This is a genomic window from Paraburkholderia jirisanensis (genome assembly GCF_054782355.1).
Map to the genome: position 1 here is coordinate 1 of NZ_BAAGSQ010000017.1, position 1,021 is coordinate 1,021.

General features: G+C 58.2%; 1 protein-coding gene, 3 tRNA genes and 1 rRNA gene. All 5 read left to right on the forward strand.

The genetic code is table 11. From position 1 onward, the window contains the following. Positions 1-92: ribosomal RNA gene (gene rrf / locus ACYVNQ_RS09225) — 5S ribosomal RNA — on the forward strand; the annotation flags it as partial. Positions 93-240: 148 nt separating this feature from the next. After that, a tRNA-Tyr gene (locus ACYVNQ_RS09230) sits at positions 241-326 on the forward strand. A gap of 43 nt (positions 327-369) precedes the next feature. Next, positions 370-443 (forward strand) — tRNA-Gly (locus ACYVNQ_RS09235). A gap of 15 nt (positions 444-458) precedes the next feature. After that, positions 459-533: transfer RNA gene (locus ACYVNQ_RS09240), tRNA-Thr, on the forward strand. 60 nt (positions 534-593) lie between these two features. Beyond that, the coding region (locus ACYVNQ_RS09245; protein ID WP_460902180.1) for a GTP-binding protein at positions 594-1,021 on the forward strand (428 nt) is incomplete at its 3' end.

The following is a 1,021-nucleotide window of genomic DNA, read 5'->3' on the forward strand; positions in this document are numbered from 1 at the left end:
TACCACCCCTTCCCATCCCGAACAGGACCGTGAAACGACTCCACGCCGATGATAGTGCGGATTGCCCGTGTGAAAGTAGGTAATCGTCAGGCTCCTTATGCAGCTCCACAAACCCCGCCACACAAATGGCGGGGTTTGTGCGTTTACGGCGGCTACTTATAAGTGAGAACGTTGGGAAAGCAACAGTCAAGCCGGGCTTGACAACGCAAGGTTGCTCCCCCATAATCATTCGTTCTCTGCGGAGGGGTGCCCGAGTGGCTAAAGGGGGCAGACTGTAAATCTGTTGGCTTACGCCTACGTTGGTTCGAATCCAACCTCCTCCACCAGAATGTAAGACTAAAGCGGTAGTCGGGAATCGGATAGATCCTTGCGGGTGTAGCTCAATGGTAGAGCAGAAGCCTTCCAAGCTTATGACGAGGGTTCGATTCCCTTCACCCGCTCCAGGCAACAGATGTAATGCCCATGTGGCTCAGTGGTAGAGCACTCCCTTGGTAAGGGAGAGGTCGGCAGTTCGATCCTGCCCATGGGCACCAGTAGATCGGTGGTTGTTTGCGCCCCGCGCAACGTACGGAAAAACCCTCTAGGAGTCGAAAATGGCCAAAGGTAAGTTTGAGCGGACCAAGCCGCACGTGAACGTGGGCACGATCGGTCACGTTGACCACGGCAAGACCACGCTGACGGCGGCGATCACGACGGTGCTGACTGCGAAGTTCGGCGGCGAAGCGAAGGCGTACGACCAGATCGACGCAGCGCCGGAAGAAAAGGCGCGCGGCATCACGATCAACACGGCGCACGTCGAGTACGAAACGGCGAACCGCCACTACGCGCACGTCGACTGCCCGGGCCACGCTGACTATGTGAAGAACATGATCACGGGCGCAGCGCAGATGGACGGCGCGATCCTGGTGTGCTCGGCTGCAGACGGCCCGATGCCGCAAACGCGTGAGCACATCCTGCTGGCGCGTCAGGTCGGTGTGCCGTACATCATCGTGTTCCTGAACAAGTGCGACATGGTGGACGA